1 protein-coding gene is annotated in these 787 nt (G+C 70.5%); it reads right to left on the bottom strand.

What is annotated here, in order from left to right; translation table 11 throughout:
* Positions 1-787, bottom strand: a 787-nt coding sequence (locus ADL01_RS22300) for a ketoacyl-synthetase C-terminal extension domain-containing protein (protein WP_159049596.1), incomplete at both ends; no start/stop codon positions are given.

Genomic DNA, 787 nt, shown 5'->3' with positions numbered 1-787 from the left:
CGACAGCGCATCCGCGCACTCCCGCATCCGCTCCGCGAACACCGGGGACTCCGCGAGCAGCTCACGCGCCATCCCCGCCCACTGCGACCCCTGCCCCGGGAACACGAACACCGGACGGACCGTCCCACCATGCGCCCGCCCCGTGACCACGTTCTGCGCGGCCGCGTCATCCCGCGCCAGCGATTCGAGCCCGGCAAGCAGCTCGTCGCGGCCCCGCCCAAGGACGACGCCCCGCTGCTCGAAACGAGACCGTGAGACCGCCAACGACCAGGCCAGGTCACCCAGTTCAAGACCGGCATCGGCCAGCAGAAGCTCCCGCATCTGCCCGGCCTGCGCCCGAAGCGCCTCCCCACTCTTCGCCGAGAGGGCCAGCGGCACCACACCCGCCACCACCGCCGGAGCGGCAGCTCCCCCCGTCTCATCGGGAGCCGACTCGTCGACCACAGGAGCCTGCTCCACGATCACATGCGCGTTCGTCCCACTCATGCCGAAGGAGGAGACACCCGCGCGCCGGGGCAGCCCCGGCTCCCGCTCGGGCCAGTCCCGCGCCTGCGTGAGGAGTTCGACGGTGCCTGCGGACCAGTCGACCTCGGAGGTCGGGCTGTCCACGTGCAACGTCTGCGGAAGAACACCCGCCCGTATCGCCATGACCATCTTGATGACACCGGCGACACCGGCGGCCGCCTGTGTGTGTCCGATGTTGGACTTCAACGAGCCCAGCCACAGAGGCTGTTCCTCCGAGTGCTCCTTGCCGTACGTGGCGATCAGGGCCTGGGCCTCGATGGGG

The organism is Streptomyces sp. NRRL WC-3618 (assembly GCF_001280005.1).
Lineage (GTDB): Bacteria > Actinomycetota > Actinomycetes > Streptomycetales > Streptomycetaceae > Streptomyces.
Note: the sequence above shows the minus strand (reverse complement) of the source record. Positions and strands in the feature narration are given on the sequence as shown.